The sequence below is a fragment of the Aurantimonas marina genome (genome assembly GCF_017183135.1).
In the GTDB taxonomy this organism is placed as follows: domain Bacteria; phylum Pseudomonadota; class Alphaproteobacteria; order Rhizobiales; family Rhizobiaceae; genus Aurantimonas; species Aurantimonas marina.
In genome coordinates this window covers 25,430-49,009 of the sequence record NZ_JADDXW010000021.1, presented here as the reverse complement: position 1 = coordinate 49,009, position 23,580 = coordinate 25,430, and the positions used below count along the sequence as shown (strand labels likewise).

General features: G+C 65.0%; 18 protein-coding genes. 6 read left to right on the top strand and 12 right to left on the bottom strand.

Translation table 11 applies throughout. From position 1 onward, the window contains the following. Positions 1–118: 118 nt before the first annotated feature. Together ING15_RS17655 and ING15_RS17650 are read right to left on the bottom strand one after the other, a co-directional pair. Complete coding sequence (locus ING15_RS17655) at positions 119–541, bottom strand: VOC family protein (RefSeq protein WP_206456166.1); 423 nt, start codon at positions 539–541, stop codon at positions 119–121. Beyond that, positions 538–2,484: a monovalent cation:proton antiporter-2 (CPA2) family protein gene (locus tag ING15_RS17650; RefSeq protein WP_206456165.1), complete on the bottom strand. Its 1,947-nt coding sequence runs from the start codon at positions 2,482–2,484 to the stop codon at positions 538–540. Before ING15_RS17650 ends, ING15_RS17655 begins: the two co-directional genes overlap by 4 nt. Positions 2,485–2,551: 67 nt before the next feature. Between ING15_RS17650 and ING15_RS17645 the strand changes: the two genes are divergently transcribed. Genes ING15_RS17645 through lpxK form a run of 6 tightly spaced genes read left to right on the top strand, consistent with a single transcriptional unit; the run spans position 2,552 to position 8,135 of the window. After that, complete coding sequence (locus ING15_RS17645; protein ID WP_206456164.1) at positions 2,552–3,889, top strand: TldD/PmbA family protein; 1,338 nt, start codon at positions 2,552–2,554, stop codon at positions 3,887–3,889. A gap of 10 nt (positions 3,890–3,899) precedes the next feature. After that, complete coding sequence (locus ING15_RS17640) at positions 3,900–4,682, top strand: 3'(2'),5'-bisphosphate nucleotidase CysQ (protein WP_206456169.1); 783 nt, start codon at positions 3,900–3,902, stop codon at positions 4,680–4,682. Between the two features lie 38 nt (positions 4,683–4,720). Then, on the top strand, positions 4,721–4,954 hold the full coding sequence (locus ING15_RS17635; RefSeq protein WP_206456168.1) for a DUF4170 domain-containing protein: 234 nt from the start codon (positions 4,721–4,723) through the stop codon (positions 4,952–4,954). A gap of 48 nt (positions 4,955–5,002) precedes the next feature. Next, positions 5,003–5,779 (top strand): lysophospholipid acyltransferase family protein, encoded by a 777-nt coding sequence (locus ING15_RS17630; protein ID WP_232845852.1) that lies wholly within the window; start codon positions 5,003–5,005, stop codon positions 5,777–5,779. Further along, on the top strand, positions 5,776–7,107 hold the full coding sequence (gene waaA / locus ING15_RS17625; RefSeq protein WP_206456162.1) for a lipid IV(A) 3-deoxy-D-manno-octulosonic acid transferase: 1,332 nt from the start codon (positions 5,776–5,778) through the stop codon (positions 7,105–7,107). The genes ING15_RS17630 and waaA overlap by 4 nt, the downstream gene beginning before the upstream one ends. Beyond that, a complete protein-coding gene (gene lpxK, locus ING15_RS17620; RefSeq protein WP_232845851.1) occupies positions 7,107–8,135 on the top strand; it encodes a tetraacyldisaccharide 4'-kinase in 1,029 nt (342 codons plus the stop codon). The genes waaA and lpxK overlap by 1 nt, the downstream gene beginning before the upstream one ends. 21 nt (positions 8,136–8,156) lie before the next feature. On the opposite strand, the gene ING15_RS17615 is transcribed toward lpxK, so the two are convergent. The 10 genes from ING15_RS17615 to ING15_RS17570 all read right to left on the bottom strand — a co-directional run bounded on the left by ING15_RS17615 (position 8,157) and on the right by ING15_RS17570 (position 23,408). Next, positions 8,157–8,372: a DUF2093 domain-containing protein gene (locus ING15_RS17615; RefSeq protein WP_206456160.1), complete on the bottom strand. Its 216-nt coding sequence runs from the start codon at positions 8,370–8,372 to the stop codon at positions 8,157–8,159. A 213-nt stretch (positions 8,373–8,585) separates the two neighbouring features. Next, a complete protein-coding gene (gene mutL, locus ING15_RS17610; protein ID WP_206456159.1) occupies positions 8,586–10,445 on the bottom strand; it encodes a DNA mismatch repair endonuclease MutL in 1,860 nt (619 codons plus the stop codon). 123 nt (positions 10,446–10,568) lie between these two features. Further along, positions 10,569–12,632, bottom strand: coding sequence for a glycogen debranching protein GlgX (glgX, locus tag ING15_RS17605; RefSeq protein WP_206456158.1), 2,064 nt, complete (start codon positions 12,630–12,632; stop codon positions 10,569–10,571). A gap of 12 nt (positions 12,633–12,644) precedes the next feature. Continuing rightward, positions 12,645–14,273 (bottom strand): alpha-D-glucose phosphate-specific phosphoglucomutase, encoded by a 1,629-nt coding sequence (locus tag ING15_RS17600; RefSeq protein WP_206456157.1) that lies wholly within the window; start codon positions 14,271–14,273, stop codon positions 12,645–12,647. A gap of 7 nt (positions 14,274–14,280) precedes the next feature. Continuing rightward, positions 14,281–15,723, bottom strand: coding sequence for a glycogen synthase GlgA (gene glgA, locus ING15_RS17595; protein ID WP_206456156.1), 1,443 nt, complete (start codon positions 15,721–15,723; stop codon positions 14,281–14,283). After that, positions 15,723–16,994, bottom strand: coding sequence for a glucose-1-phosphate adenylyltransferase (glgC, locus tag ING15_RS17590; RefSeq protein WP_206456155.1), 1,272 nt, complete (start codon positions 16,992–16,994; stop codon positions 15,723–15,725). The genes glgA and glgC overlap by 1 nt, the downstream gene beginning before the upstream one ends. 183 nt (positions 16,995–17,177) lie before the next feature. Next, complete coding sequence (locus ING15_RS17585) at positions 17,178–19,679, bottom strand: glycogen/starch/alpha-glucan phosphorylase (protein WP_206456154.1); 2,502 nt, start codon at positions 19,677–19,679, stop codon at positions 17,178–17,180. Further along, complete coding sequence (gene pgi, locus ING15_RS17580) at positions 19,679–21,334, bottom strand: glucose-6-phosphate isomerase (protein WP_206456153.1); 1,656 nt, start codon at positions 21,332–21,334, stop codon at positions 19,679–19,681. Before pgi ends, ING15_RS17585 begins: the two co-directional genes overlap by 1 nt. Positions 21,335–21,594: 260 nt before the next feature. Further along, complete coding sequence (locus tag ING15_RS17575) at positions 21,595–22,956, bottom strand: NAD-dependent succinate-semialdehyde dehydrogenase (RefSeq protein ID WP_206456152.1); 1,362 nt, start codon at positions 22,954–22,956, stop codon at positions 21,595–21,597. Between the two features lie 224 nt (positions 22,957–23,180). Further along, positions 23,181–23,408 carry a hypothetical protein gene (locus tag ING15_RS17570; protein WP_206456151.1) on the bottom strand — a complete coding sequence of 76 codons (228 nt, stop codon included), beginning with the start codon at positions 23,406–23,408 and terminating at the stop codon, positions 23,181–23,183. Between the last annotated feature and the right edge of the window lie 172 nt (positions 23,409–23,580).

The window sequence follows — 23,580 nt, the reverse complement described above, 5'->3', positions numbered from 1 at the left end:
CCTAGGGCCGGCTGGTTTTGGACCGCCATGCGTGCATTCGGGCGCATAGGGGCGCTCCGACATTTTGATCGAGCGGCGGAGCGATAAAAAATCGGATTCCGCTTGCCGGTCCGAGGCTCTAACTCGCGAAGACCCGGTTCATGTCCGAGAAACCCTTGAATTCGAGGGCGTTGCCGGAGGGATCGTAGAGAAACAGCGTCGCCTGTTCGCCTGGCTCGTTCTTGAACCGGATCGTCGGGCGCATGATCCAGTCGATATCGTCGCGGCTGGTCAGGCGATCGGCGAGGCTCTGCCAATCGTCCATCGTCAACACGACGCCGAAATGCGGGATCGGCACCGCGTGACCATCCACCTGGCCGCTGCCATCGGCTTTTTCTGTCCCGGGCCGGCTGTGCGCCGAGAACTGATGGCCGAACAGGTCGAAATCGACCCAGCTATCGGAGGATCGGCCGATATTGGCGCCGAGGACGTCGCGGTAGAACGCCCGCGTTTCCTCGAGGTCACGAACGGGAAAGGCAAGGTGGAACGGGGTCGTGCTCATCGGGACTGGACCTTATCGAAGTTGCGGCGGCGCCCGGCAAAGGGGCGCCCACGGCGGCGTTTGCGTGGAGGACCTTCGTCGATCGGCGACGTGTCTCCGTTCTCATCAACCGATTTTTCGATCGCTTGCAAGGAGGGGCGCGGCTTGACCAGCGGTTCGGGGGTGACGACGCGCGTCGTCACCATGTCGTTGCCGGCGTAGAAGCCTTCGGCTTCCTGCAGCTTCAGCCGCGCCTGATCACGCCGCCTGACGTCGTCGACGATGCGTTCGGCGAGTTCTTCCTCGATCCCGAATGCGTCGAGTGTGGCCACACCGAAGGCCAGCGCCGACTCGACCGTCTCGCGTATTTCGAAATCCACCCCCCGTGCGCGGAGCGACAGCGCGTGCGCGCGGTCATAGGAACGGACATAAAGGCTGACATTGGGGAATTCGGATCGGATCAGGTCGACGATCCGATCCGTGGTCTCGCGCTTGTTGGTGCAGACAGCGACCAGCTTCGCCTTGCGGATGCCGGCAGCCTCAAGGACGTCCTTGCGCAGGCCCGAGCCGAAATAGATCCGGAAACCGAACTTGCTCGCGTTACGGATGCGCTCGGCCGAGGAATCGATGATCGTCACGTCGATGCCGCTGGAAAGCAGGACCTGCGCCGCCATCTGGCCGAAGCGCGAGAAGCCAACCATCAGAACCGCCGAACCGGCGCCCTCGAAATCCTCTTCCAAGGTCTCCTCTTCGGCGTGTTCGACGGAAAACCGTCGCCCGAGCCATGTGGCCAGCGGTGTCAGCATCATCGAAAGAGTGACGATCGCGATCAGCAGCGAGGAGGTCTCGCGCGGAAAGATCAGGCTTGCCGCCGCGGCGGTGAACAGCACGAAGCCGAATTCGCCGCCCTGCGCGAGCAGCCCGGAAACCCGCGTGGCGGTCGCATGGCTTTCGCCGAATGCGCGGGACAGGAGATAGATGAAGGCTGCCTTGACGATCATCAGGACCGGTGTGAGGACCAGAATCATCAGCCAGTTCTCCGTGATCACCGGCAGGTCGAGCGACAAGCCCACCGCGATGAAGAACAGACCGAGCAGAAGCCCGCGAAACGGTTCGATATTGGCTTCGAGTTCGTGCCGGTAGGAGGATTCGGCCAGCAGCACGCCGGCGATAAAGGCGCCCATCGCCATGGAGAACCCGGCGGCCTCCATCAGCATCGCCGAACCGAGCACCACGAACAGCGCCGCGCCCAGCATGACCTCGCGTGCGCCGGATGTCGCCATGATCCGAAACAGCGGGTTGAGCAGATATTTCCCGACGACCAGCAGCGCGACGATCGCGCCGATCGACAGTGCGATTCGTTCGAAATCGACCTCGGTACCCTCGGAAAATGGCGCCAGGAACGGGATGGCCGCGAGTAGCGGAACCACGGCGAGATCCTGAAACAGCAGGATGGAGAAGGCCGATTGGCCGTGGCGGGTGTTGGTCTCGCCGGCTTCTTCGAGCAGTTGCAGGCCGAACGCGGTCGATGACAGCGCGAGGCCGAAGCCGATCATGGCGCCCGCTTGCCAGTTCATGCCGAACAGGATCGCGATCCCTGTCAGCGCCACGCCCGTCAGCACGACCTGTGTCAGGCCGAGGCCGAATATCTGCCGCCGAAGCGCCCACAGCCGACTCGCCTTCAATTCGAGCCCGATGATGAACAGGAGAAAGACGACGCCGAGCTCGCCGATATGAAGAATTTCCTTGCCTTCGCCGATCAGCTGGAACACCGGCCCCATCACAATGCCGGCGAAGAGGTAACCCAGCACCGTACCGAGGCCGATGCGCATGAACAAGGTGCCGGCGACGATCCCGCCGCCGAGAAGCAGCACGACTTGCATGAAGAGGGATGTGGTCTGTTCCACTGTCGGCGGCTCGTCCTGTCTCGCGGATTCGGCGACCGTAAACGCGCCGCCTCGCATTCGGCGTCTTGATGGGTGTCGCGTCGCACAATAGATGGTTCCTGAACGAAAACCAGCGGGCGACATCATGCACGACGATACGACGCGGCTCTTGGCGACCGCCGAGCGGCTCATCGAGACCGCACGCAAGGCGGGCGCGGATGCCTGCGACGTGGCGGTGGTGCGCTCCTTCGGTCGCTCCGTCTCGGTTCGCCTCGGCAAGGTCGAGGAGACCGAAAGCGCCGAAAGCGAGGATATGTCGCTTCGCGTCTTCGTTGGCCGCCGGCTGGCAAGCGTCTCGGCAGACGTTAACGCCGATGCCCAGTTGCTCGCCGAGCGCGCCGTGGCGATGGCCAAGGTCTCGCCGGAGGACGCCTTCGCCGGGCTCGCCGATCCGCGGCGGCTGGCGCGCGACGAACTCGATCTCGACCAGTTCGACGCATCAGATGTCGACAGCCGGACGATGGTCGAGCAGGCGCTCGCCATGGAAGAGGCGGCGCGCGCCGTCGAGGGGGTGACCAATTCGGGGGGCGCCTCGGTATCGGCCGGCTCGTCGGGGTTGGTCCTTGCCACCTCCTCCGGTTTTGCCGGTCAACGCATGCGCTCGGGATTTTCCCGCTCGGTCAGCGTCATCGCTGGCGAGGGCGTCAAGATGCAGCGCGACTACGATTTCGATTCGCGCATTCACTACGCCGATCTGACGGCGCCGGAGGCGATCGGCCGGAGCGCCGGCGAGCGGGCCGTCCGGCGGCTCGACCCCGGCACCGTCGCCACCGGGCGCTATCCGGTGATCTTCGATCCGCGCATCGCCCGCGGTCTCATCGGCAGCATCGTGTCGGCGATCAACGGCTCGGCGATCGCCCGCAAGACCAGTTTTCTCAAGGACCGGCTGGGTGAGGCGATCCTGCCGACCTCCTTCACCATCATGGACGATCCGCTGTTGCCGCGGCGCCCCGGCTCGCGTTCCTTCGACGGCGAGGGCGTGCGCGGAAAGGCGATGGCGCTGGTCGAGAACGGTGTCCTGGCGAACTGGATTCTCGACTCCGCGACAGCCAGGGAACTCGACCTGGAAACCAATGGCCGCGCCAGCCGTTCGTCCGGCGGCGTCTCGCCATCGGCGACGAACGTCTTGGTCTCGCCGGGCGATATGACACCGGCCGAACTCGTCCGCGAGACCGGGCGGGGGCTCTATATCGACGAGCTGATCGGCCACGGCACCAATCTCGTCACCGGCGACTACAGTCGCGGCGCGTCGGGCTTTCTGATCGAGAATGGCGAGATCACCACGCCGGTATCGGAGCTGACCATCGCCGGCAATCTGCGCGAGATGCTGGCCTCGCTCGCCGCTGCGAATGACCTCGACGAACGGTTCTCCATCGTGGCACCGACGCTTCAAATCGAATCGATGATGGTGGCGGGGCGCTGACTTGACGGGCATGCGCGACGATCTCGAACTGGTGAAGTCCGCCGCAGTGGAGGCCGGCGCAATCGCCATGCGCTTCTTTCGGCGCGATCCGAGGGTTTGGTGGAAAGAGGGCAATTCACCGGTCAGCGAGGCGGACGTCGCCGTCGATGCCTTTCTGAAGGACGCACTGGTTGGCGCAAGGCCGTCCTATGGCTGGGTTTCCGAGGAGATGGAGCGGCCCGAGATTCGCGAAGTGGAGGCCGATCGGTTTTTCGTCGTCGATCCGATCGACGGTACCCGAGCCTATCTGCGCGGCGAGGACACCTGGTGCGTCTCCATCGCCGTCATCGAGCAGGGCCGCCCGGTGATCGGCGTCATCGCGGCCCCGGCGCTTGGCGAGGTGTTCGAAGTGACGGCCGGCTCCATCACGCGTTTGAACGGTGCCGCTTGCTCCGTGAGCCGGCCCGGCGCCGGCGACCGGCTTCGCCTGGCGGTTCCCGATGGCATGCGCAAGCGGCTTGATGCAGCCGGCGGCGAGCCCATCTTGGCAGAAAAAGCGGTGCCTTCGCTCGCCTATCGTCTGGCTCTGGTGGCCTCGGGCCGTCTCGATGGGACATTGATCCGCCCCCGTGCCAATGATTGGGATATCGCTGCTGCCGATTTGCTCATCGAAAGGGCCGGGGGGCTCTTGTGCGATCGCGGTGGCGCGCCCGGACTTTACACAAGCGAGGGCAAGAGGCATGGCCTTTTGATGGCGGCATCGCATGATGCTATGGCGCGTGTCAGACAATTGGCGAGAGCGATTCCCGATTGATCGCGCTCGGCGGACCGCAAAACGAGGATGCGATTCCAATGCAAGAGCAAGAGCCCAGACAACTGCTGCACCTGGTGTTCGGTGGCGAGTTGAAGGACCTGCAGAGCGTGGATTTCAAGGATCTGGAAAGCCTTGATATCGTCGGAATCTTCCCTGATTACGCGTCGGCCCTCGCGGCCTGGCGCGGCAAGGCCCAGCAAACTGTCGACAACGCTTCGGTGCGCTACTTCATCGTTCACATGCACCGTCTCTTGAATCCGGAAAATGCGTGAGCAAACACCTGAACCATTGCGGTACGCGTCGCCATGTCGGATGAAACCATGGCCGGCGAGACGGCCGGCCAAGCGGTGCCCTTGAAGCGGTCCTGGCTTCAGGCGTGGCAGAGACGTTGGCGTCGTATGGGGCGCGAGGTAGTTCGCAGCCGCCTGGCCACAATGGTCGCCGGGGCCGCCATCTACCGTGGCCTGTGCTTCGTGCGGGCAACCCAGAAAGAGGCGCCGGGTTCATCCGACTGGGCGAGGATTCTCGACGAGGAACACCCGGCGATCGTCGGCCTGTGGCACGGACAGCACTTGCTCGCGCCCTTCTTCCGGCCGGCCAAACTGCCCTATGCCGCGCTGCTGTCGCGCAATGCCGACGCGGAAATCAATGCGATGATTGTCGAGCGTTTCGGCATCGCGACGGTGCGTGGATCCGGTGGTCGTGCCGGACCGGTCGGCCCGGGAAAGGGCGGCGCGCGCGCGCTGATCGCCCTGCGCCGCTTCCTTGCGAACGGCTTCGGCGTCTGCATGATCGCCGATGTGCCCAAGGGAACGCCGCGCAAGGCTGGCCTTGGCATCGTGATGCTGGCCCGCATCACCGGGCGTCCGGTGCTTCCTTCGGCCGCCGTGACGAGCCGCCGCTACGTCGTCGCGAGTTCGTGGGACAAGACGACGATTCCGCTGCCGTTCGGCCGTATTGCCGTGGTGGTGGGCGCGCCGATCAGCGTGCCCGCCGACGCCGATGATGCGATGATGGAAAGCAAGCGCCGCGAGATCACCCGGGCGATCGAGGCTGCGAACGAGGCGGCCGAGCGGCTTGCGCGAGATGCGCCGTGAGCGATGCGTTCGCCCGCACGGCGCTCGCGGCCTATCGTCTCGCCGGATCACTCGCCTATCCGATGCTCGGCCCTTATGTCGGCTACCGCATCTCGCGCGGCAAGGAAGATCCGGCACGCCGGCGCGAGCGGTATGGCTATGCGAGCATCGCCCGGCGGGATAACGGACCGCTCTTGTGGATGCACGCGGCGAGCGTCGGTGAGAGCGCCGCGGTCGCGCCGCTGGTCCGCGAGATCTCGGGCTATGGCATCAATGTCGTCATGACCACCGGCACGATGACCTCCGCCAGTTTCGTTCAGGAACAACTCGTCGACTGCGCCATCCACCAATATGTCCCGCTCGACATGAAACCTTCGGTGGCGCGGTTTCTGGATCATTGGCAGCCCGATGTGGCGATCGTGGCTGAGAGCGAAATCTGGCCGATGACGATGCTGGAACTCGGCCGCCGCCGCATCCCGCAAATCCTGGTCAATGCCCGCCTTTCCGACAGGTCCTTCAAGCGCTGGAAGTCGGCGCCCTGGCTGGCGGAGGCACTCCTGGAAAATCTCGCGCACGTCGTCGCCCAGTCGGATGTCGACGGCGAACGTTTTCGGCTCCTCGGTGCCCGGGCGGTCACCGTCGCGGGCAACCTGAAAGCCGATGTCGGCCCACCCTCGAGTTCCGAACAGGCGCTCGCCGAACTGCAATGGCTCCTCGGCAGCCGCCCACGATGGGCGGCGCTTTCCACCCATCCCGGCGAGGAAGAACTTGCCGCAGATGTGCATCTGGCGCTCTCGCAACGCCATTCCGGCCTCCTCACCATCATCGTGCCGCGGCACGTAGAGCGTGGCGACGAGATCGAGCAGGCGCTGCTGAAGCAGGGCTTCAAGGTGGCGCGGCGCAGTCGGGGCGAGCAGCCCGACGATAGGACGGACATTTTCCTGGGCGATACCATGGGCGAGATGGGACTGTATCTGCGACTGACGGATATTGCCTTTCTCGGCAAGTCGATGACCGGAGAGGGCGGGCAGAACCCACTTGAGGCGGCGATGCTCGGGACCGCGGTCCTCTCTGGTCGCTATGTCCAGAACTTCCGTGATGCCTATCAGCGCCTCCTGAAGAATGGCGGGGCGCGAATCGTGCGCGATGAGGAAATGCTGGCCAATTGTGTCGACCAGTTGCTTCAGGAACCGGCTAGGCTCGCCGGCATGGCGAAGGCGGGAACCGTGACCGTGGAGGAAATGCGCGGTGCGCTTCCTCGCACGCTGCAGGCCCTCCAGCCCTTCCTGCATCCGTTGAAGCTGTCGATCAGTCTTGCGCGCCGCTGCCGGCCCGCAATGCTGCGATGATGCTGCAGGAAACGCCGCCTTTCTGGTGGCGGGCGCGGTCCTGGCCGACACGGCTTCTCGCACCGGCGGCGATGATCTACGGGCGCGTCGCCCGACGCAATCTGGAGCGGGGCGAGCGCGCCGACATCGGCGTGCCGGTGCTGTGCGTCGGCAATTTCACTGTGGGCGGCGGCGGCAAGACGCCGACCGCGATGGCGCTCGGCCGGGCGGCGAAGGCGGCCGGCCTTCGCCCCGGCTTCGTCTCGCGCGGGCATGGTCGATCGGGCCGTGGCGCCGTCGCGGTCAACCCGGAGCACCACGCGGCGGGCGAGGTCGGCGATGAGCCGCTGCTGCTCGCAACCGTCGCGCCAACCGCAGTGGCGGTCGACCGGAAGCAGGCGGCGGCGCTCCTAAAGCGCGAGCACGGCTGCGATTTCATCATCATGGATGACGGATTCCAGAGTGCCCGCCTGTGGATTGATTACGCGCTCATGGTGATCGACGCGCGGCGCGGGCTCGGCAATGGCGCCGTCATCCCGGCGGGACCGGTGCGCGCGCCGGTCATCGACCAGATCCGCTTGGCGGACGCCCTTCTCGTGATCGGACGAGGCAACGGCGGCGACACCGTGATCCGGCGGACGGCCCGGGCCAACAAGCCCGTCTTCGAGGCCGCGTTGGAGCCGCGCGACGGCGATCGGTTCCGCGCCATGCGGGTGCTCGCCTTCGCCGGCATCGCCGATCCGACGAAGTTCTATGCGAGCCTTGTCGCGCTCGGCGCCGACATCGTCGAGACCCGCGACTTTCCCGATCACCATGTTTTTTCAAAAGGCGACATGGACGAATTGTCCGCCGCCGCATGGCGTTCCGGACTGCAGTTGGCTACGACCCGCAAGGACGCGGTGCGGCTGGCGACGGGAACGGCCGCCCAGCAGCTGTTCTTCAAGGAATGCGAGGTGCTCGACGTCGACCTGCGCTTCGAGCCGGATAGCCTGGGCGCGCGGATCGTCCGCGATACCCGGCAGGCGTTTCGCCGCCGCAAGTTCGGCTAGGATCGCGCGCCGAAAGCGACTTCAACGCTTTCCGCCGCGGGCCTCCATCTCGCGCCGGAACGAGGCTTCGCCGTCCACATAGGCTTCCTGACGCTCCACGCTCCAATAACGCAGCAGGTCGAGCGGAATCGCCTCGCCGGTGACGGCGCAACGCACATAGGCGCCCGGCGTGATGACCTGAAAATCCGGCGTGCCGTATTTGAGCCTGGCCTCGCCGCCGCTCTCCATGCGGTTCATCGCTATCTCCGAAATGCTGCCGCGGTCCGCCCGCCGGGTTCCAGGACCTTTGCGCACTTCCCTAATTCGCCGCCGACGGCGCGTCAAACTTGCTGGCGCGGAAAGAGGAAAAGTGGGAACCGGTTTTCCGGTCGCATTCCGCGTGAAACTGACCGGAATCGATCACAGTGAAATTGGATCGAATCGATCCCGTTTCGGTGATCTGGTTCCCCGTTAACGCCGGCCGAACATCTTCTCGATGTCGGCGAGCTTCAGCTCGATATAGGTCGGGCGGCCGTGATTGCACTGGCCGGACCCCGGCGTTGTCTCCATGTCGCGCAACAGGGCATTCATCTCGTCCGGCTTCAGGTTCCGCCCGGACCGCACCGAGCCGTGGCAGGCGATCGTCGCCGCGACATGGTCGATCCGGCCGCGCACCGTGTCGGCGTTGCCGAATTCGGCCAGTTCGTCCGCCAGATCGCGGACCAGCCGCTGGCAGTCGACGCGGCCGAGAATGGCCGGCGTTTCGCGTACCGCGACGGCGCCCGGTCCGAAGCGTTCGATGCCGAGGCCGAGCTGCGCGAAGGTCGCGGCGTTCTCGGCGAGACGGTCCGCGTCGTCCTCGGGCAGATCGACGATTTCCGGAATCAGCAGCAGCTGTGCCGGGAGGGGACGCCCGTGCAGCGCCGTCTTCAGCGCTTCGTAGACCAGCCGCTCGTGCGCCGCGTGCTGATCGACGATGACGATGCCGTCCTCGGTCTCGGCAACGATGAAGTTGCCGTGGAACTGCGCCTTGGCCGCGCCCAGCGGGTGATCGCGTTCTCCCGTCCCTGAGTCGGTCCCGGCACCCGGTGGCTGCAACGGCGCGTTCGCGTGATCCTGGCCGAATACCGGTTCCGCATCGCCGTGCTCCAGCGTCGCCGCGTCACCGGCGCCATTGAGCGGGCGGAAGGGCGATGCGCCGACATCGTAGGCCGTCTGTCGCGGCGCCGCGAAGCCACCGGGAGCAAAGCCCTCGAAGCGGCGGGAACCGGGCGCCGCCGGGACTGATCCGTCCGGACGGAAGCGCGCCATCAGGCCGAAAGCATTGGCGGTCGAGGACCGCAAGCCCGCCTCGGTAAAGGCCTGGCGGATCGACCCGACGATAAGGCCGCGCACGAGGCCGGGATCGCGGAAGCGCACGTCGGCCTTCGCCGGATGCACATTGACGTCGACAAGCGCCGGATCGAGCGACACGAACAGCACCGCTATCGGGTGGCGGTCCTTCGCCAGAACGTCGGCATAGGCGCCGCGCAGCGCCGACAGGAGCATCTTGTCGCGCACCGGCCGGCCGTTGACGTAGAAGAACTGCGCCAGCCCATTGCCGCGATTGAGGGTCGGAAGGCCGGCAAAGCCCTCCAGGCGGACCTCTTCGCGCACGGCGTCGATGGCAATCGCGTTGTCACCGAACTCGGCGCCGACGACGGCGGAGATGCGATGGAGGCGGTCGGCGTGCGACACCGCCTCGAAGATCGTGCGGCTGCGGTCGGGACCGGCCAGCTCGAACCGCACCTCGGGGAAGGCGATGGCGATACGGCGCACGATCTCGGTGATCGCGGCGCCTTCCGCGCGGTCGCTCTTGAGAAATTTCAACCGCGCCGGGACCGCGTGGAAAAGATCGCGGACCTCGATCACAGTCCCCTTGGACAGGGCCGTCGGCCGTGGGCCGTCCAGACAGCCGCCATCGACGGCGATCTCATGCGCCTCGGCGGCGCCGGCGGCGCGCGACTTCAGGGACAGCCGCGCGACCGAGCCGATCGCCGGCAGCGCCTCGCCGCGAAATCCGAGGGTTTGGATGGCGTCGAGGCCGCCCGCCAGCTTGGAAGTGCAGTGCCGGCGCACCGCGAGCGGCAATTCGTCCACCGGAATGCCGCAGCCGTCGTCGCTCACCCGGATCAGATTCTTGCCGCCGCCGGCCGTCGCGATCTCGATTCGTCTTGCGCCGGCATCCAGCGCGTTCTCGACCAGTTCCTTGACGACGCTCGCCGGCCGCTCGACCACCTCGCCGGCGGCGATCTGGTCGATCAAGGCATCGGAGAGCTGGCGGATGGGCATGGTCTGCGATCGTCCGGGTCGGGACATGAAAAAGGGAGCGTGACTCGCGCCGACGCTCCCTTCCTAGTAGCGGTTCGATCCGGTCCGGGCAAACCGCGCCCCTCCACGGCCTGTGGACGACGATCAGGCCTCGCCGTCGCGTTCCTCGAGCATGATGAAGACCGAGCGCGACTGCACCACGACGCCCTCCGTATGGTCGATCCGGCGCGGTTCGAGCTGCGGCCAGTCGGATTGGATGTAGAGGCAGTAGACATGGCCCTCGCGCGGCTCCGGCAGGGTTACCGCAACGTCTTCGTGCGAACCGTTGACGTAGATCACCGCCCGTTCGCTCTCCACGTCCTCGTCGCCTTTCGGCGAGTAGACCGACATGCCAACGAAGCGCCGTTCGGAGTCGTTCCAGTCGTCGTCGGCCATCGGCTCGCCGTCCTCGCGCAGCCAGATCACATCCTCGACGTCGCCGCCTTCGACCAGTTCCCCGGTCAGGAAGCGGTCGGCATTGAGCGCCGGATGCTCGCGGCGCAGCTTCGCCAGCTTGCCGGTGAACTCGATCAGCCCCTCGTCGGCGTTCTCCCAGTCGAGCCAGGTGATCTCGTTGTCCTGGGCGTAGCCGTTGTTGTTGCCGCCCTGCGTACGCCCGAACTCGTCGCCGGCGACGATCATTGGCGTGCCGCGCGCGACCAGCAGCGTCGCCAGCATCGCCCGGATGTCCTTGCCCCGGGCGTCGATGATCGCCGGATCGTCGGTTTCGCCCTCGACGCCGTTGTTCCAGGAATGGTTATCGTTGTGGCCGTCGCGATTGTCCTCGCCATTCGCCTCGTTGTGCTTGTCCTCGTACATGGCGATGTCGGCGAGAGTGAAGCCGTCATGGGCAGCGATGAAATTGACGCTGGCCGACGGCCGCCGGCCGTCGTGGTTGTAGAGGTCGGCGGAGCCGGCGAGCCGCGTCGCCAGCGCTCCGATCATGCCGTCCTCACCCTTCCAGAACTTGCGGACATCGTCGCGGAACTTGTCCTGCCACTCGAACCAGGGCTTCGGGAAATTGCCGACCTGATAGCCGCCGGGACCGACGTCCCAGGGCTCGCCGACATGGATGCGATCCTTCAGGATCTCGTCCTTTTCGACCATCTTGAAGAATGGCGCGTCGTGGGAAAACCCGTCGGGCAGGCGGCCGAGCACCGTGCCGAGATCATAGCGGAAGCCGTCGATGCCGGTCGCCTGGACCCAGGTGCGCAAGACGTCGATGAACATCCGCGCCACCGGCTCCTTGTGCGTTGCCATGGTGTTACCAGTGCCGGTGTCGTTCAGCATGAACTGCGGCTCGCCCTCCGGATGGCGATAGTAAAGCAGATTGTCGAGGCCGCGATAGCAGATCGTCGGCCCTTCCTCGGAGCCTTCGCCGGAGTGGTTGAAGACGACGTCGAGCAGAACCCGGATGCCGCGCTCGTGCATCGCCTCGACGACCTTGCGGATTTCGGCGAAACCGCCGGGGGCGAGGCGCGGGTCCGGCGCCATATGGGTGATCGGGTTGTAGCCCCAGGCATTGGTCAGGTTGAGGTTGAGAAGGTGCCCCTCGTCGATCCAGGCGGCGAGCGGCATCAGCTCGACCGTATCGATGCCGACCTTCTGCATATGATCAAGGAAATACGGCTCGGCCAAAGCCGCGACCGTGCCGCGGATTTCCGCCGGAACATCCGGATGGCGCTGCGAATAGGCGCGGACCAGCAGCTCGTAGGTAAAGCCCGGATTGGCGAAGGGCAGCGGTTTGGCGTCAAACTCCGGCGCAGTGACGATAGCACGCGGAAGGAAGGGCGCGCTATCGATCTGGCGCTCCGGCGGGGCGGTCAGCGCCGGACGGTAGGTGAAGGGGCGGTCGAGCTGAACCGCGTAAGGGTCGACCAGAAACTTCGAATAATCGAAGCGATGACCTTCCTCGGGCTTGTAGGGGCCGACGGCGCGCAGGCCATAGCGGGTGCCCGCGGCAAGTCCCGGCACGAAGCCGTATCGGGTGCCGCCCTCGCGGCCGGGAAGCGGAATCCGGTCGGTTTCCTGGGTGCCGCCCTCGTCGAACAGGCAGACGTGGATTTCGTCGGCATTCTCGGAATAGACGGCGAAATGCACGCCCTCGTCGTCGATCGTCGCACCGAGCGACGCGGGGGCGCCGCGCTCGGCTGTGATGGTGTTGCTCATTGAGCCTCTTGGTCAGGTGATGACGTCCGGGTCGGACCGGCCCGTACGTTTCTTGATCTCTCCGATAACATCGGCGGTGTCGATCAGTTCCGCCAGTGCCTCTTTCGGTGGGATAGCATGTTTGGCGGCATCCGGCTCATAGCGCTCGATGTAGACGCGCAACGTCGCGCCCTTCGTGCCGGTGCCCGACAGGCGGTAGACGATGCGCGAGCCGCCGGAAAAGACGATCCGAACACCCTGGCCGGTCGCGACCGAGCCGTCGATCGGATCCTTGTAGGAAAAATCGTCGGCTTCCGAGACGACAAGCGTGCCGAAGCGCTGGCCGGCCATGGAGGCGAGCCGATCATGCAGCGATTCCATCAGACCGCGCGCCGCCCTGGCGTCGATTTCCTCGTAGTCGTGGCGCTGATAGAAGGTGCGGCCGAATTCCGCCCAATGCCCCTCGACGACCGCCTTCACGCTCTCGCGTCGCTCGGCGAGAATGTTGAGCCATAAGAGCACCGCCCACAACCCGTCCTTTTCGCGCACATGGTCGGAGCCGGTACCGGCGCTCTCCTCGCCGCAGATCGTTACCTTGCCGGCGTCGAGCAGCGTGCCGAAGAACTTCCAGCCGGTCGGCGTCTCATAAAGATCGACGCCGCGCTTCTTCGCCACCCGGTCGGCGGCCTGGCTGGTCGGCATCGACCGCGCGATTCCGACGATGCCTTTGGCATAGCCGGGCGCCAGATGGGCGTTGGCGGCCAGTATCGCCAGCGAGTCGGACGGCGTGACGAGAATTCCCTTGCCGACGATCAGGTTGCGGTCGCCGTCGCCGTCCGAGGCTGCGCCGAAATCCGGCCCGTCCGGCGCCATCATCTCGTTGATCAGGGCCGCCGCATGAACGGCGTTGGGGTCCGGATGACCACCGCCGAAATCCTCTTTCGGTACGCCGTTGATGACGGTCCCCGCCGGCGCCTCCAGGCGCCTTTCGATGATTTCCCTGGCATAGGGGCCGGTGACCGCGTGCATCGCATCGAAGCGCAGTGTGAAACCGGAGGCGATCAGGTCGCGAATCTTGCCGAAGTCGAACAGCGTCTCCATAAGCTCCGCATAGTCGGCGACCGGGTCGACCACTTCGACCACCATGTCGCCGAGCCGAGTCTCACCGAGATGGGAGATGTTCGGAGCGGTTTCGGTCCAGACGCGATAGCGTGAGATCGTCCGGGTCTTCTCGAAAATGGCCTCGGTCACCGCTTCGGGGGCGGGGCCGCCATTGGCGATGTTGTACTTGATGCCGAAATCGCCTTTCGGACCGCCCGGGTTGTGGCTCGCCGACAAGATGATTCCACCCGAAGCGCCGCGCTTGCGGATCAGATGCGAGGCGGCCGGCGTCGACAGGATGCCGTCCTGCCCGACGATCACCCGGCCGTAGCCGTTCGCCGCCGCCATCCGGATCGCGGTGAGGATCACCTCGCGGTTGTAGAAGCGTCCGTCGCCGCCGATGACCAGGCTCTCGCCGTCGCCGCTTCCCGCGGCATCGAAGATCGCCTGAATGAAATTGGCGGCGTAGTGCGGCTTCTTGAACTGCGCGACCTTCTTGCGAAGACCGGAGGTGCCGGGCTTCTGGTCGTCAAAGGGCTGGGTCGCGATCGTTTCGATCATGGCGGGCCTATTCCTTGATGAGATCGCGGTAGAGATCGGCATAGAGCCGGGCGCTGGCGCGCCAGGACACATCCGCGTTCATGGCGCAGATTTGCATGTCTCGCCAGCGCTTGCCATCGTCGTAGAGGCGGTGGGCGCGCTCGACGGCTTCGATCAGGGCCGGGGCGGAAGGCGGCGAGAAGATGATGCCGGTGGCAACGCCCGCGCTGGTGGCAGCGTAATTGGCGTCGATCACCGTGTCCGCGAGCCCGCCGACCTTGGTGACGATGGGAATGCAGCCATAGCGCAGCCCATAGAGCTGGGTGAGACCGCAGGGCTCGAATCGGGATGGGATGAGGATGGCGTCGGCTCCGGCCTGCACCCTGTGCGACAGGGTCTCGTCATAGCCGATTCTCACCCCCACGCGGTCCGGATGCCGGGCATGGGCAGCCAGGAATTGCCCCTCGATCATGTGATCGCCCGAGCCGACGACGACGAGGCGGATGCCGCGCTCAACCAGATCGTCGCAGGCGCCGGCAACGAGATCAAGGCCCTTTTGCCAGGTCAGGCGGCTGACCACGGCGAAGATCGGACCATCCTCGCGCCTGAGGCCGAACTCGCCCTCCAGCGCCCGCTTGTTGTGGCTGCGGGCCTTGGGCGAGCGGGCGCTGTAGGTTTTGGCGATCGCCGGATCGCTCTGCGGGTCCCACACCCCGACGTCGATGCCGTTGACGATCCCGACCAGCCGGTCGCCGAGCCCGCGCAGCAGCCCGTCCAGCCCCATCCCGCCCTCGGGCGTGAGGATCTCCTCGGCATAGGTCGGGCTGACGGTGGTCACCACGTCCGCCGCGTGCAGGCCGCCCTTCAGATAGCCGACATTGCCGTAATACTCGACCCCCTCGATCGACCATGTCGTTGCCGGCAAGCCCAGATCGGCAAAGATGCTGCTCGGATAATTGCCCTGGAAGGCGAGGTTGTGGATGGTCACCACCGTCCGCGGCCGCGGCTTGTTGGAGACCGCGAGATAGACCGGCGTGAGCGCGGCCTGCCAGTCATGGGCATGGACGATGTCCGGCGAAAAGCCCGAGATCGCGCCTTGCGCCACGGCGGCGCCGGCCTTGGAGAGAGCCGCGAAGCGCGCCCAATTGTCCGGGTGATCGTAGCCGGCCGGGGTGACGTAAGGACCGCCGGGTCGATCGAACAGGTGCGGCGCGTCGAGGACGAGAAGGTCCAGTGCCCCATGCCGCACGGCGAGGATCTCCGCCTTGCCGCCGAACAGGTTGGCGAACCGGCACGCGACCTTGCCGCGTCCCACGCGTTTGAGCACGTCGGGATAACCCGGCATCAGGGTGCGGACGGTAAAGCCGTGCTCGGCAAGCGCCAGCGGCAGGGCGCCCGCGACATCGGCGAGCCCACCGGTCTTGATCAGGGGAAAGACCTCCGACGCGACGGAGAGCACGCTGGTTGGCATCAGTAGGTCAGCCTGTCGATCATCGGTTTGGTCACCAGGCAGATTCCGCTCTCGGTTCGTCGAAACCGCTTGGCGTCGAGCTCCGGATCCTCGCCGATCACCAGGCCGTCGGGGATATGGACGCCGCGATCGATGACGACATTGGAGATTCGGGCGTGTCGGCCGATGTGACATTGCGGCAGGACGACCGCGTGGTCGAGCCGGGAATAGGAGCTCTGGCGCACACCGGTGAAGAGCAGCGACCGATTCAGCGTGCCGCCCGAGATGATGCAATCGCCGGAGACCAGCGAGGACACCGCCATGCCGCGGCGTCCTTCCTCGTCATGGACGAACTTCGCCGGCGGCACGATCTCGGCATAGGTCCAGATCGGCCAGTCGCGGTCGTAGATATCCAGCGGCGGGATGATGTCCGTGAGATCGATATTGGCCCGCCAGTAGGCGTCGACGGTCCCCACGTCGCGCCAGTAGGCTTCGGTGTCGGGCTCGGCCGCCGAGCGCACGACCGAGCCGCTGAAGCGATGGGCATAGGCGCTGCCGTGCTTGACGATATGCGGAATGATGTCCTTGCCGAAGTCGCGGTTGGAGTTCGGGTCGGCTGCATCCCGCCGCAGCTGGTCCATCAGGAAATTGGTCTCGAACACATAGATGCCCATCGAGGCGAGGGCCGTGTCGGGCCGCCCGGGGATCGCCGGCGGATCCGCCGGCTTCTCCACGAAGTCGGTGATCTTGTAACTTTCGTCCACATGCATGACGCCGAAGGCGACGGCCTCCATGCGCGGCACCTCCAGACAGCCGACGGTGACGTCCGCACCGCTGTCGACATGCTGCTGCAGCATGACCTCGTAGTCCATCTTGTAGATGTGGTCGCCGGCCAGAATGACGATATAGCGCGGCGCATAGTCCTCGATGATGTCGATGTTCTGATAGACCGCGTCCGCCGTGCCTTCGTACCACTGCGTTTCCGAGACGCGCTGGCTGGCCGGCAGGATATCGAAGCTCTCGTTGCGGCCGGGCCTGAAGAAGTTCCAGCCGTTCTGCAGATGGCGGATCAGGCTGTGCGCCTTGTACTGGGTGGCGACGCCGATCCGGCGGATGCCGGAATTGATGGCGTTCGACAGCGCGAAATCGATGATCCGCGTCTTGCCGCCGAAAAAGACGGCGGGCTTTGCCCGCGTGTCGGTCATTTCCATCAACCGACTGCCACGGCCACCGGCCAGCACATAGGCCATGGTATCTCGGGCCAACGGCCCGGTGCGTCTGTTGTCAGGCATGATTCCTCCCACACGATTTGCAGGGGCGGCCCGAGCGTCGTTCGCCGCGATCCGTTTGATCCGACTTCGAATGCCTTCTTGTCCCGCTCCCGCCCCTAGCAAGCATGACATAGAGCACGCAGGTCAAGCTGCTACAGGAAGACTGAGTCAAGGCCGCGTCGCCGGATGGCAGGTATCGGGGCCTTAGCGGTCGTCTCTGGGGCCGGCTTTCCAGATGTCGCGTGCATATTCCCGGATCGAGCGATCGGAGGAGAACCACCCCATGCGGGCTGTGTTGTGGACCGCTTTGGCCTGCCATTCGTCCGGACGTTCCCAGAGGGCATCGAGCTTGCGCTGGGTGTCCCAATAGGCCTGGAAGTCGGCGCAGATCATCCACCAGTCGTTGTTATAGAGATTCGACACCAGCGAGTGGTAGCGCGACGGGTTGTCTGGCGAGAATACGCCGGAGGAAATCGCGTCGAGCGCCTCGCGAAGCAGCGGCTGCCCCTCGATGATTGAGCGGCCGCTATGGGTTTCGCGTCGGCGTTCCGCCACCTGTTCGGCGGTCAGGCCGAAGATGAAGATGTTGTCCTCTCCGACATGCTCCAGCATCTCGACATTGGCGCCGTCGAGCGTCCCGATGGTCAGTGCGCCATTGAGCGCGAACTTCATGTTGCCGGTGCCCGACGCTTCGAGCCCGGCGGTGGAAATCTGTTCGGACAAATCGGCCGCCGGCATGATGATCTCGGCGAGGCTGACATTGTAGTTCGGGATGAACACGACTTTCAGGAGGCCGCGCACCGAGGGATCGGAGTTGATCATCTGCGCGACGTCGTTGGCCAGATGAATGATCTCCTTGGCCTGGGCGTAGCTCGGCGCGGCTTTGCCGGCGAATATCTTCACCCGCGGCGTCCAGTTGTGTTCGGGATGGGCGCGGATCTGATCGTAGAGCGCGATCGCCTCGATGATGTTGAGGAATTGCCGCTTGTACTCGTGGATTCGCTTGACCTGGATATCGAAGATCGCGCTCGGATCGACGCTTGTCGCCATCCGCTCGCCGATGACGTCGGCCAGCCGTTCCTTGTTGCGGCGCTTGACCGCCGCGAAGCGCTCGCGAAAGCCTGAATCGTCGGCGAGCGCGTCGATGTCGCGAATTTTTTCGATGTCGTCGAGAAAACCGGGCCCGATTGCGTCAGTGATAAGGGCGGTGAGATCCGGGTTCGCCTGCATCAGCCAGCGCCGCGGGGTCACGCCATTGGTCTTGTTCTCGATCCGATCGGGATACAGCTCGTGCAGATGATGGAAGACCGTTTCCTTCATCAGCTCCGTGTGGAGTGCCGAGACCCCGTTCACGGCGTGGCTGCCGACGAAGGCGAGTTGGCCCATCCGCACGCGCCGGCCATTGCCCTCGTCGACCAGTGAGATCGCCGCGATCTTGGCGTCGTCGAGGCCCTTGTCCTGCGAGGCTTCGCGGATGACGTTGGCGTTGATGGCATAGATGATCTGCATCTGCCGCGGCAGCAGACGCTCGAACAAATGGATCGGCCAGTGCTCCAGCGCTTCCGGCAGCAATGTGTGATTGGTGTAGGAGAAGGTGGCCTGGGTGATCTCCCACGCCGCGTCCCATTCAAAGCCGTGGACGTCGATCAACAGCCGCATCAATTCCGCGACGGAGACGGCGGGATGGGTATCGTTGAGCTGGATCGCCACTTTGTCGGCGAGATTCGACAGGCTTTCGTTCTTCTCCAGATGACGCCGGATGACGTCCTGAAGCGAAGCGGATGAGAAGAAATATTCCTGCCGCAAGCGCAATTCCTGTCCCGCCTGATGGGAGTCGGCGGGATAGAGCACCCGGGTGATCGCCTCGGCCTTGTTGGATTCCACCAATGCGCCGATGTGGTCGCCGGAATTAAAGGCGTCGAGCAGGATCGGATCAAGCGCCTGGGCGCTCCACAGCCGCAGGGTGTTCACCTGTTTGCCGCGCCAGCCGACCATCGGTGTGTCGAAGGCGACGGCGAGCACGCGCTCGGCCGGTCGCCAGACCTGCCGGGCCGGCCGGCCGGGCTCCTGCATGGACACGACCTTGCCGCCGAAGCCGATCTCGTAACTGCAATCGCGCCGCTCGAACTCCCACGGATTGCCGTGGATGAGCCAAGTCTCCGGCAGTTCGACCTGAGCGCCGTCGGCGATCTCCTGGCGGAAAAATCCGTGGACGTAGCGAATGCCGTAACCGAAGCCCGGAACGCCGGTCGAGGCCATCGATTCCATGAAGCAGGCGGCCAGCCGGCCGAGGCCGCCATTGCCGAGCGCGGCGTCCGGTTCAAGCAATTCCACCATGTCGAGTTCGACGCCATAGCGGGCGAGGGCTTCGCGGATCGGTTCGGTTAGGCCCAGGTTGCTGATCGCGTCGCGCAGCATCCTGCCGATCAGGAACTCCATCGACAGGTAGCAGACCTGCTTTTCACCACTGGCCGCGATCCGGTCGGCGGATTCGAACCAGTGGTCGATGATGCGGTCGCGGACCGCAAGCGTCGTGGCGCGCAACCAGTCGTATTTGCGTGCCGCTTCGGGGTGTTTTCCGATCGAATAGGTCAGTTTCTCGACGATCTGGCGCGCCAGCGTATCGGGATCGTTGAGCCGAGGTTCGGGCTTCGCCGCGCCGTTGCCGTTGGGGGCGGCTTCGGCCGTCTTGCGGGTGGCGGACATCAAAAACCTCTCATGGTGCGGATCGCAGCGATCAGCCCGGACGTCGAGCCGTCCCGGTCCCCGACGTCCTCTTCGCCGGTCACCACCGGCACAAGTTTCATCGCCAGCTCCTTGCCGAGTTCAACGCCCCACTGGTCGAATGCGTTGATGCCGTAAAGCTGGGCCTCGACGAAGACGCGGTGCTCATAGAGCGCGATCAGCCGTCCGAGCGTCGCCGGATCGAGCTGCCGGTAAAGGATGGTCAGTGACGGCCGTTCGCCGGGAAATACCCGGTGCGGCGCGATCCGCTCGGCCTCGGCCTCGCTTCGGCCGGCCGCAACGAGCTGCTCGCGGGCCGCCTCGAGCGTACGGCCGCGCATCAGCGCCTCGCTCTGGGCCAGACAATTGGCCAGGAGGAGGTCTTGATGGGTCTGCATGTCGGACGGCTCGTGAGCGCGCGCGCCGACGAGGAACTCGACCGGAACGACGTCGGTCCCTTGATGCAGGAGCTGGAAAAACGCGTGCTGACCGTTGGTTCCTGGTTCGCCCCAGACGACCGGTCCGCTGACGGAGACCGGCTCGCCGTCGAGCCCCACCCGTTTGCCGTTCGATTCCATGTCGAGTTGCTGGAGATAGGCAGGAAAGCGGGCGAGCCGCTGATCATAGGGAATGATCGCGCGCGTCGGATAGTGGCAGACCGCGCGGTGCCAATAGCCGACAAGGCCAAGCAGGACGGGAAGATTCTCTCCGAGCGGGGCGGTCCTGAAGTGCTGGTCGACATCGCGTGCCCCGGCGAGAAATTCGCGGAAGCGCTGCGCTCCGATGGCGATCATCAGCGGCAGGCCGATCGCCGACCAGATCGAATAGCGTCCCCCGACCCAGTCCCAGAAGCCGAAGACGCGATCTTCGGGGATGCCGAAACTCGCCACCTTGTCGAGGGCGGTGGAAACGGCGGCGAACTGACCGGCCACGGCCGCCTCGCCGAGCGCGGCGACGAGCCAGCGCCGCGCCGTGTTGGCATTGGTCATCGTTTCGATGGTGGTGAAGGTCTTCGACGCGATGATGATCAGCGTCGTCGCCGGATCGAGGTTCCGCAGCGTGTCGGCGATATGGGCGCCGTCGACATTGGAGACGAAATGGATGCGTGGGCCGTCGTGATAGGGCGCGAGCGCGAGAGTCGCCATGGCCGGGCCGAGATCGGAGCCGCCGATGCCGATATTGACGACGTCGGTGATGGCGCCGTCGTGCGCTCCGCGTACCTCGCCGTTGCGGATGCGCTCGGCGAAGGCGCCCATCGCGCGCAGCACGTCTTCGATCGCACCGCTGACCGGCTCGCCGTCCGCTCTATAGCCATCCTTGGGCTCGCCCCGCAGCGCGACGTGGAGGACGGAACGGTCCTCTGTCTCGTTGATCCGCTCGCCGGCAAACATCGCGTCCCGTCGTGCCTCGACCCCGCGCTCTCGGGCCAGGTCGAGTAGCGCGGCGAGCGCTTTAGCGTCGATGGCGGTCTTCGAATAATCGAGAACGAGGTCGCCGAGACGCGCGGAAAAGCGCGCGAAGCGCCCGGGGTCGTCGGCGAACAACTGGCGGATTCTGCGTGACAATGCCGTCGTCGCGATGGTGTCAAGTTCGCCGCGGTCGTCGCTCGGGGTGTTGCGATTGCTAGGTTGGCTCATTCTGGCTGCTGTCCGCCGTGTGTGTTCTTGCCGAGCCCCCGATCCCCGCCTGGTCGAGGCCTTTTAAGCGCCTTGCGCATGAGAGGCAAACGATCTGCCTGTGGAAAAGTGACGCGTTTTCATGCAGTGGCAAAATCTGCACTGCAATTCATCGAAGGTCCCACTTGGGTCCGTCGCAGTTTCGTCGGCGGTGAAGGACGTTTTCTCCATCTAAATCGGAGCAAGGAGGCCGCTATTGGCATGGCGGCCTCCCACAGTGGTCAGTCGATCGTCACGGTCTTGGCGTTCATGAACGCGTGAATGCCCTCATGAGACAACTCGCGTCCATAGCCGGATTTCTTGACGCCGCCGAAAGGGAGGCGCGAATCGGAGGCGGTCATGCGGTTTATATGGGTGCCGCCCTGATCGAGTTCGCGGACGAAACGCTCCTGCTCCTTCGCCTCGTTGGTCCAGACCGAGCCGCCAAGCCCGAATTCGGAATCGTTGGCGAGTGCGATGGCTGCGTCGATAGACCGCACCTTAAAGAAGATCGCGCAGGGGCCGAACAATTCCTCGCGATAGGCGGGGGCCGCCTCTGGAACGTCTGCTAGGATCGAGGGCTGGAAGAAGTAGCCCGGTCCCTCCGGCGCGCTGCCGCCGGTGACGAGCTTGGCGCCGGCCTTCGTCGAGCGCGCGATCTGATCATCGATGTCCTCGACGCCGGCCTTCATGGCGAGCGGGCCCATGCCGGTGTCGTCGGCCATCGGATCGCCGAGCTTGATGGCTTCGACCTTCTCCTGATAGCGGCCGAGATAGTCGTCATAGACGTCCTCATGCACGATGAAGCGCTTGGCGGCGATGCAGCTCTGGCCGCTATTCTGCATTCTGGCCGTCACGCCGACATCGACCGCCTTTTCGATATCGGCCGAAGGCATGACGATGAAGGGGTCGGAGCCGCCGAGTTCGAGCACCGTGGTCTTGATCTGTGAGCCGGCCGTCGCGGCGACAGCCGAGCCGGCCCCCTCGCTGCCGGTGAGCGTGGCGGCGCGAATCCGGTCGTCCTTCAGGATGCGCTCCACCTTGCCGGAGGAAATCAGCAGCGTCTGGAAGACGCCCTGTGGCGCGTCGGCGTCGAGGAAGATCTTCTGGATCTCCAGCGCGCATTGACTGACATTCGAGGCGTGTTTCAGGATGCCGACATTGCCGGCCATGATCGCCGGCGCGGCAAAGCGGAAGCACTGCCAGTAGGGGAAGTTCCACGGCATGACCGCGAGCACCGGCCCGATCGGCAGATAGGCCACGAAATTCTTCTTCGCCGGCCCGTCGCGGTGGTCGTCGGCGAGAAGCTTTTCGCCTTCTTCGGCGTAGTAGCGGCAGGCCGTGGCGCATTTTTCGACCTCGGCGACCGATTCCTTCAACCGCTTGCCCATTTCGCATGTCGCGATGCGGGCGAGTTCGTCCTTGCGGCGCTCCAGTTCATTGGCCGCCCGCAGCAATACCTCGGCTCGACGCGTATAGGAGGAGGTGCGCCAGTCGCGAAACGCGCTGTCGGCATTGGCGAGCGCGCGATCGATATCCTGGTCGGTATGCTCGGCGAATTTTTCGATGGTCTCGCCCGTCGCCGGATTGATGCTTGTCGGCATGATCAGCCCCCTCTTCTTTTCTTCCGTGTCCCGCCTTCATGCGACGCTTATCGCACGAGTGCAAACTGGGTTGTGAAGCGAAATCCCGGAAGCGCCCTGGGCACCCGGTGCGCTCACACGGTACCCGCGGATGCCGCTCTAGCGCAGATTGCAAGCCCGGGCGGCACCATCCCTTCAGGCTGAATACCATCCGATCGCTGGCGTCTTTGTCATGTCGGCACGGGTCAGGTGCGACCGGATGCGAGCCTTTCGGTCGCTTCGTCCAGCGACTGCTTGGTCGCCTTTACCTCGGACGCGTCCGGTTCGTTGTGGAGGATATGCTTGAGCGAGTCGGCCCACTCCTTGAGCACGGTCTGCTTTTCCGACTCCGACAGATTGTCGTCCTTCAGCACCGCCTCGGGATTTGGATAACTGCCATGCTTGGGATGGTCGAATTTGCTGGAATACATCATCTCGGTTCTCCCGCTGATCGCACTTGCCATGATCGCCCGCCGCGAGAGGCGGTGCGTTCGGAGTCTCCGGTGAACGGGCAGACTCCCGGAAGGTTCAGGAAAAAATCGGCATTCGTCTCAGGCGCGCCGCCTCAAGCACTCCATTGCGGCATTCGTCCTGGCGGGCTCGGGC